This is a genomic window from Pseudomonas sp. 05N434 (assembly GCF_056396965.1).
Map to the genome: position 1 here is coordinate 1 of NZ_JBFTMK010000222.1, position 7,549 is coordinate 7,549.

The following is a 7,549-nucleotide window of genomic DNA, read 5'->3' on the forward strand; positions in this document are numbered from 1 at the left end:
GAATGATCCGGCCTCGTCCTTGATTCAATAGCTCCATCACTGCGTGTCCCATCAGCAACGCCAGAGGCAACAGACACGGCATGATGTAGGTCGGCAGTTTGCCGCTACTGAAGCTGAAGAATGCCAGCGGCAACAGCATCCAGAGCAACAGAAAGCCGATTACGGGCTGGCGCTTTTGCTGYCAGGCCTGGACGAGTGTCGTTGGCAACAAGGCAGCCCACGGCAGGCTCGAGGCGACCAGCAGCGGCAAATAGAACCACCACGGGCGCGCGTGTTGCGCATCTTCGCCAGCGAAACGGCGGATGTGTTCGTGCCAGAAGAAAAACCGCCAGAAATCCGGTTCCTGATGGTGAATGGCGAGCACCCACGGCAGGCAGACCACCGCGGCCACGACCACCGCCAGTGGTCCGTAGCGCAACAGCTCGCCCAGGCGTCGCTGCCAGATCATGTAGGGCAGGGCGATCAACACCGGCAACAACCAGGCGAGAAAGCCCTTGGTCATGAAGCCCATGCCACAGGCAAAACCCAACAGCGCCCAAGCGCCGAGTTTGCCGCGGGAGGAATGGCTATCGATGGCAAACCACAACGCGACCAGGCTCAAGTTGACCCAGAGCGTGAATTGCGGATCGAGGTTGGCGTATCCGGCTTGCCCGGCGATCAGGCCGAAGCTCATGTAGAGCAAGGCGCAGATAAAGCTCTTGCTCGGATCATTCCAGAATCGGCGAGCAATCAGGTAAGTCAGCCAGACGCTCAGCCCGGTGCTCAGCGCCGAAGCGATACGCACACCAAACAGGTTGTCGCCAAACACCGCTTGACCGATGGCGATCATCCAGTAACCGGCGATGGGTTTCTCGAAGTAGCGGATACCCATGAAGTGCGGGGACACCCAGTTACCGCTCAGCAGCATTTCCTGACTGATCTGGCCATAGCGGGTTTCATCGGGAATCCATAGACCATGGGTGACTAGCGGCAGCAGGTAGAAGACCACGTACGCCAGCAGCAAGCCGGGCACGATCCAGCGTTCGGTGATGGGCAGCGCACGCGCGGTGYCACGCAATAAAGAGCCGTCGGGGTGGGGCAACAAGTTATTGGACGTCATGACTCGACCTTGGCGCAGAAGGATGTTGCTCCGCCAGGTGCACGCTTGCACTAGCGGAACTTTTTACATAAAGCAACACAATAGCGATGTGGACTACAGAAGTTGCGTCAGYCATCTAATGGTTACGGACTAGTTATAGTCTGCCCGAGCAAAAAAGGCTTTCTCGGCTTCGACTTTTTTTTCCGCGATTATTGTTTCAAGGCTTTGCCGTGCAACAGCGTCTGCCAGTCAGTGGCATTCACAATGCCGAGTACCTGAGGTTGCCCGTCGGCGGCAATTTGCACGAACAAGGCACTGCCATACTTACTGGTCGTCGCGTGCTTGAAACCGGTCTGGGCTTCGAAGTCGCTGATGCAACCGCTGTGCGTGACCAGCACCAGATTTCGATGGGCTTGCTTGTGCGCCACCACATCGTTACGCATGGTTTTGCCACAACTGACCAGCCATTCCTGGGTCGCCGCATCTTTACCGAACATGTAACGCGAGGTTTGCGCCGTGCGGGTGGTTGGGCTGCTCAGCACATCGGTCTGGGTCATGCCCAGCTGCACAAAGCCTTGGCCCACGGCTGTGGCGGCTTCGCTGCCGACTCGGGTAATACCGTCGGCGGGGCCAAGGCACGGATTGCTGGACTGGTCGCAGCGTTCCGCATGGCGAACCAGTACCACCACTTCACCGGCTTGCCAGCGATCGACCAGGCTGTTGGTCGCTTCGGACCCGGCGGTCGCCAGGTTGATCGGAGATCTGGGCCACCAGACAAACCCCGTGACGAGTGCTGCGATAACCAGAGCGGCCGTTGCCGCGACCAGTTTGCCCAGCCGCGATGCAACGATTCGTGCTGGCTGTTTGCGCGATACATGATCAACCATGTTTTGTTTACCCGTCGGTACGCAATAGAGAACAACTTTCAAATACAACCCAGCGTAACAACGCTTGAAGGGTCCTGGAAAGACACTAGTTCAAGGCAGGTGTCGGAGTGGTGAAAGGGATGTGAAAAATTTGCGTAGAAAAATTTCAGTACTTTTTTTAGTTGGTTGTTGCAGCGCTTGTCTTGAACACCACGTACAGTGGTCTATGGTCTATCTTTGGTTCGCGTCTCGGCTCTGCGGCATCGGCCCGATTCAGCAGATGGCGCGGTTTGAACCGGCAGTGGAGCCAAGCAACAGAATGGATTTCAAACTGAGTCTGAATAAACGGATTGTCATCGTATTTGCCTTGATGAGTACCTTGGTCGCGGGCGTATTTGCGATGGGCATCGTCGCGACTGTGCATGTGGTGGATCGAAATATCACGGCTTCCCGCCTGGTAGGAGGGCTGCACCGCTTGCTGTCGATGGAAAACAGCGCCGGGTGGAGCCATCAGCCGGAGAAAGACGAACTGTTTTTCATCCAGGAAGGTCCGGGTGCGATGGCGCTGGATAAGGAACTGGCGGCGCTTGCACCAGGTTTTCAGGAAACGCTCTACGCGGGTTCTAAGTACTACGCCATGGTAAGCCTGGTGGGCGGTCGCAAATACGTTTTGTTGCGAGACCGGCGAAGCGTCGAACAGCGTGAACAGGCGTTATTCTCGGTGGTGATCGTCGGGTTCGTCTTGAGCATCCTGCTCGCGGTTTTGTTAGGCCGGATGCTGGCCAGGCGTGTGATGGCGCCGGTCATTCGTCTGGCGCACCAGGTGCGTCAACGCGAGCAGTTGCTGGAACTGGCCCCTGAGCTTCATCCCGACTACGCGGCCGACGAAGTGGGAGCGCTGGCGCTTGCCTTCGATCAGACCCTGGGCCGGTTGCGTGAGGCACTGGACCGGGAAAAACTCTTTACCAGCGATGTCAGCCACGAACTGCGCACGCCATTGATGGTATTGGGCAGTTCCTGCGAATTGCTGCTAGCCAATCCCACGCTTGACCGGCGCTCCGTGGCTCAAGTCAGTCGAATTGCCCGCGCGAGCGACGAAATGCGGCAATTGGTCGATACGTTTCTGATGCTGGCTCGCGATCGGGAAGACTCTGATACCGCAGCAAGTGCGACGCTCAAAGAAGTCGCCGATGCTCTCGTGGATATCTGGGCGCCGCTGATCCGGGAAAAAGGCATCGAGTTTATCTACGACAATGAACAGGTTTCGTCGGATCGCCATAACCTGACGTTCCTGCGATCGGTCATGGGCAATTTGCTGCGCAATGCCTGGCATTACACCGATCACGGCTACATTCGCCTGACCCTGCGGGCGCGCGGTTTCAGCGTCGAAGACAGTGGCATAGGCATTTCGGAAGAAAAACGCCATACGATGTTTCAACCGTTCGTTCGCGGTGACGAGCGCCGGGGAGAAGGCCTGGGACTGGGGCTTTCACTGGTCCAACGGATTTGCACCCATCAGAATTGGCGAGTGGAACACAGCAGCCTTCAGCCCAACGGCAGTTGTTTCACCATTGAACTGGAAGGCGTCTGATGACTGTTTATTTAGTTGCCGGGCAGCTTTTCGATGTGCCGGCGGTAGCCTGGCTGATGGTGGCGGCCAAGCGCTTCACATTGTTCTGATGAGCCACCACCAACTCATCGATACTCGTGCCGGAAGGCGTCTGCAAGGTGCTGCGGCAGGTGACTAATGCAGCATCGCCTTCGCCGAGTTTGCGCAGGCGCCATTTGACGTCGATCAATGCGTACTGACCGGGTATCGAATCAAAACGCTGAACGTCCAGGCGCAACGACACTTTGCGCTGCGGGTTACTGTTGACCAGTTGATCGACCAGGGCACTGCGCAGTTCCTCCGACAGGCTTGCGCCCCACCATTGTGTTTCGAGGATTGCCAGGCCGGCGTTGCCTTGACGAATGACGATCTGCGGACGGTCGACCTGGGGCGGCACGGTGATGCTTTCGATCTGGATGTCCGCGCCGCCGCTTGCACCGCTCGGTTGAGCCGGGGTCAGGGTGTGGAATTGAATCGGCTCACTGCGGCAAGCGGCGAGTAGCAACAACGCAGTGACCAGCGTGATCTTCAGCGAAAATGCCATGGGTAGCTCCTGTGGTCAGTTGCGCGGTGGCCCTTGCAGATCCATCGGCGCGGCATTGTCGGGGCGGCCGCGAATCAGCGATTCCGGATGCCGTCCCATGTAGTCCGAGAGTTCACGCAACGAGCGCGACATGCGTCCAAGCTCGTCCAGGGTCTGGCTCAGTTGTTCCCGTTGCGGCGAATCTTCGGCGAGGGTCGAACTGGCCGATTGCAAGGTCTTGCTGACGTCCGACAGGGTGGTTTGCACGCCGGGCAGGGTCTTGGCGTTGAATTGCGCTAAGCCTTTGCGCAGTTCGACGAGATTGCTGTCCAGGTTGCCGGCTATGCGTTCGATAGGCAGCTGGTTGATTTTGTTGACCATGCTTTCCAGTTTTTCCTGCAACTGCTCAAGACTGCCGGGAATGGTTGGAATAGAGATAGGGCGGGCAGCCGGATCGAACGCGACTTTCTCCGCCTTGGGATAGAAGTCGAGCGCAATGTAAAGCTGACCGGTCAACAGATTGCCGCTACGGGCCTGAGCTCGCAGGCCGTTTTCGATGAAGGAGCCTAGCAGACGCACGGTTGCAGTTTCGTCATTGGGGTCATGCTTCAAGGCCTCGAGCATTTTGATGTGAGCCTTACCGAGGCGTTGCGGGTAGATCACGATGCCGACATTGACCGGGAAGCTGCGTTTTTTCGCGTCGAAATCCAGATTGACTGCCACCACCCGGCCGATCTCCACACCAAGAAACTCCACCGGTGCATCGACCTTGAGCCCGCGCAACGCCTGATCGAAACGCAAGCTCAGGAACTGTGCCTTGCCGTTGGGCGGGGCGAGGGCGGTGTGCTCATCCTCGAACAGGTCGAAGGCTTTATCCTCGATGGCCACTTCATCGTTGGGACTGTATTCCGGCGCGCGAAAGGCGACGCCGCCCACCAACAAGGCTGACAGGGACTCGGTCTTCACCGAAAAACCGTTGGCGCCGACATTCACATCAATACCGCTGGCGTTCCAGAACCGGGTGTTCTCGGTAACGTAGGCATCGTTGGGTGCGTGTACGAAGATTTCGATGTTCACCCCTTTGCCGTCGGCATCCAGTTCATACGCCACCACTTGCCCGACGGGGATCTTGCGGTAGTAGACGGGGGAACCGATGTCCAGCGAACCGAGGTCCTGAGTGTGCAACATAAAGCGTTTGCCCGGCTCGCCATAGGTAATGGGCGGCGGGTTTTCCAGCCCAGTGAAGTGTTTGGAACGGGCATCGGCCTGGCCGATGTCGGCACCAATGTAGTCGCCCGACAGCAAGGTATCGATGCCCGAAACGCCACCGGCACCGATGCGCGGCCGCACAACCCAGAATTGCGAGTCTTCCCGGGTGAAGCTTTCAGCTTGTTTGTCGAGCTGGATCGTGGCGTCGACGCGTTTCTGGTCGCCGCTCAGTTTCACCTCCGAGACGCGGCCGATGACCACATTGCGGTATTTGACCTCGGTCTTGTTGGCCACCAGGCCGCTACCGGTCTTGAACGTGATGGTGATGGTCGGGCCTTCCTGCAGCCAGCTGTGCACCACCAGGGAAATCCCCACCAACACCGCTACGATCGGCACGATCCATACCAGCGAAACGCTGAAGCGACGGGTCTTGATCGCGGCTTGGCCAGGGGCTTGCGGACCGTCAGTGRCTTGGGACTTCATCCATGGGCTCCTCATCTTGTAGGTTTTGCAGCGCTCTATCCCGCTCGTTATCCCAGATCAGCCGCGGGTCGAAACTCATCGCCGACAGCATGGTGAACACCACCACCAGACCAAAGAACAGAATGCCCGGGCGCGGTTCGATATCGCCCAAAGCCTGGAATTTCACCAATGCCGCCACCAGCGCAACGACAATGACGTCGAGCATCGACCAGTAGCCGATCAGCTCGACGAAACGGTAAAGCCTCGAACGTTCCTTGCGCGCCCAGAAGCTGCCGCGTTGCACCGTGATCAGCAGCAGGGAGAGAGCAACGAACTTGATGCCCGGCACCGCGATGCTGGCAATGAAAATGATCAGCGCAATGTCCCATGCACCGTGTGCCCAGAACTCCAGCACACCGCTCATGATGGTGCTGTCGGAGCCGTTGCCGAACAGACTGGTGTTCATGACCGGCAGCAGATTGGCCGGGATATAAAATACCAGTGAGGCCAGCAGGTAGGCCCATGTCCGGGTCAGAGAGTCAGGTTTGCGGGCATGCAACGGCGCGCCGCAGCGTTCGCATTCGTGAGGTTGATCGGTCATGTCGCAGGCCATGCCACAACTGTGGCACAGGCACAGGTTGAGTTCGCTGGCGAGCGGTGGCCTGTTCATAGGGTGTCCCACAAATCACGTACATCGCGCCCGGCGATGCGGATCAGCAACAGGCTGAGGAGCGCCAGGGCAAACATGCCGATACCCGGCAGCACATCCAGCAGCCCGGCGAGTTTGAACACCGCGACCATCGCCCCAAGCAGGCAGACTTCCAGCATGCTCCAGGGCCTGAGGGTTTCCAGCCAGCGCATGCATAGCTTGAAGCCTGGGGAACGTCGGGAGGTGAGGGCAAAGCTCAATACCCAGATCAACAGGAGCAGCTGGAACATCGGCGCGATGATGATGGAAATCGCCGCCACCAGCGCAATGAAAGTGATCGGCCCCTGGCTCAGCGCCACCACCGAATCCCACAGCGTCGCGCTGTTCTTCATGCCCTTGAGGCTGATGGTCATGACCGGATAGAAATTCGAGAAAGTCCACAGCACGGCCGCCGTGAAGCTCAGCGCCAGGCGTTGCTGCACCGACAAGCCGTTGTAACGCGCAAGCACACCGCCGCAACGTGTACACAGGGCCTTTTGATGTTTGGCGAGCGTGACTTTTTCATACACGCAGTCGCAGTGCTCGCAGATGATCAATGGAGCAGTCGTCGCCATGGGCAGCACTCGCCGGGAGGCAGAAAAGTCAGAGCACTCCCTCAATATAGAAGTGACTTGCGATTGAGCAAATCTAAAGGCTACTCCAGGGATAACCCGAATGCGGCACTAGAGGGCATTTGTAGCAGACTGCACTTCGGCTTCAGGGTATGTGCAAAGCCATTACCACGAATCTCAGCCAAGCAATTCGCGCAACCGGTACCAGAACATGCCAAGCGCCAGCAGCGGTGAGCGCAGGGTTCGTCCGCCGGGAAAGGTCATATGCGGCACGGCGCTGAACACGTCCAGCCCCCGGCTGTGGCCGACCTGTATCACTTCGGCCAGCAACCGGGCGCACCAGTGGGTCACGTTCAGGCCATGGCCGGAATAACCCTGGGCGTAGAACACGTTCGGGTACTGGCTCAGGCGGCCGGCCTGGGGGAAACGGTTGGCGGTGATGCCGATCTTGCCGCCCCATTGGTAGTCGATGCGCACATCCGCCAATTGCGGGAAGACCTTGAGCATTTTCGGCCGCATATAGGCGCCGATGTCCACGGGGT

At 58.4% G+C, this 7,549-nt stretch carries 8 protein-coding genes; 1 reads left to right on the forward strand and 7 read right to left on the reverse strand.

Translation table 11 applies throughout. The features are described 5' to 3' along the window. Together AC1DLB_RS15530 and pmrG are read right to left on the reverse strand one after the other, a co-directional pair. Positions 1-1,099, reverse strand: a 1,099-nt coding sequence (locus AC1DLB_RS15530) for a phospholipid carrier-dependent glycosyltransferase (protein WP_477785234.1), incomplete at its 3' end; no start/stop codon positions are given. A 188-nt stretch (positions 1,100-1,287) separates the two neighbouring features. Then, positions 1,288-1,965 carry a lipopolysaccharide core heptose(II)-phosphate phosphatase PmrG gene (gene pmrG, locus AC1DLB_RS15535; RefSeq protein ID WP_086944307.1) on the reverse strand — a complete coding sequence of 226 codons (678 nt, stop codon included), beginning with the start codon at positions 1,963-1,965 and terminating at the stop codon, positions 1,288-1,290. A 298-nt stretch (positions 1,966-2,263) separates the two neighbouring features. Between pmrG and AC1DLB_RS15540 the strand changes: the two genes are divergently transcribed. Then, positions 2,264-3,535 (forward strand): sensor histidine kinase, encoded by a 1,272-nt coding sequence (locus AC1DLB_RS15540; RefSeq protein ID WP_477743233.1) that lies wholly within the window; start codon positions 2,264-2,266, stop codon positions 3,533-3,535. Between the two features lie 7 nt (positions 3,536-3,542). Here AC1DLB_RS15540 and AC1DLB_RS15545 read toward each other — a convergent pair whose 3' ends face one another. The 5 genes from AC1DLB_RS15545 to AC1DLB_RS15565 all read right to left on the reverse strand — a co-directional run. Further along, positions 3,543-4,097: a PqiC family protein gene (locus AC1DLB_RS15545; protein WP_064617815.1), complete on the reverse strand. Its 555-nt coding sequence runs from the start codon at positions 4,095-4,097 to the stop codon at positions 3,543-3,545. A 15-nt stretch (positions 4,098-4,112) separates the two neighbouring features. Next, the gene (locus tag AC1DLB_RS15550) at positions 4,113-5,768 is read right to left on the reverse strand and encodes a PqiB family protein (RefSeq protein WP_477785235.1); all 1,656 of its coding nucleotides are present in this window, start codon (positions 5,766-5,768) and stop codon (positions 4,113-4,115) included. Continuing rightward, positions 5,749-6,417 (reverse strand): paraquat-inducible protein A, encoded by a 669-nt coding sequence (locus AC1DLB_RS15555; protein WP_064617819.1) that lies wholly within the window; start codon positions 6,415-6,417, stop codon positions 5,749-5,751. The genes AC1DLB_RS15550 and AC1DLB_RS15555 overlap by 20 nt, the downstream gene beginning before the upstream one ends. Next, positions 6,414-7,010, reverse strand: a complete 597-nt coding sequence (locus AC1DLB_RS15560) for a paraquat-inducible protein A (RefSeq protein ID WP_477743117.1) — start codon at positions 7,008-7,010, stop codon at positions 6,414-6,416. Before AC1DLB_RS15560 ends, AC1DLB_RS15555 begins: the two co-directional genes overlap by 4 nt. Positions 7,011-7,184: 174 nt before the next feature. Continuing rightward, the coding region (locus AC1DLB_RS15565) for an NAD(P)/FAD-dependent oxidoreductase (protein ID WP_477785236.1) at positions 7,185-7,549 on the reverse strand (365 nt) is incomplete at its 5' end.

Excerpts from the sequence above, each read along its gene's own strand:
- AC1DLB_RS15540 (WP_477743233.1), top strand. The coding sequence starts at position 2,264 with ATGGATTTCAAACTGAGTCTGAATAAACGGATTGTCATCGTATTTGCC.
- pmrG (WP_086944307.1), bottom strand. The coding sequence starts at position 1,965 with ATGGTTGATCATGTATCGCGCAAACAGCCAGCACGAATCGTTGCATCG.
- AC1DLB_RS15560 (WP_477743117.1), bottom strand. The coding sequence starts at position 7,010 with ATGGCGACGACTGCTCCATTGATCATCTGCGAGCACTGCGACTGCGTG.
- AC1DLB_RS15545 (WP_064617815.1), bottom strand. The coding sequence starts at position 4,097 with ATGGCATTTTCGCTGAAGATCACGCTGGTCACTGCGTTGTTGCTACTC.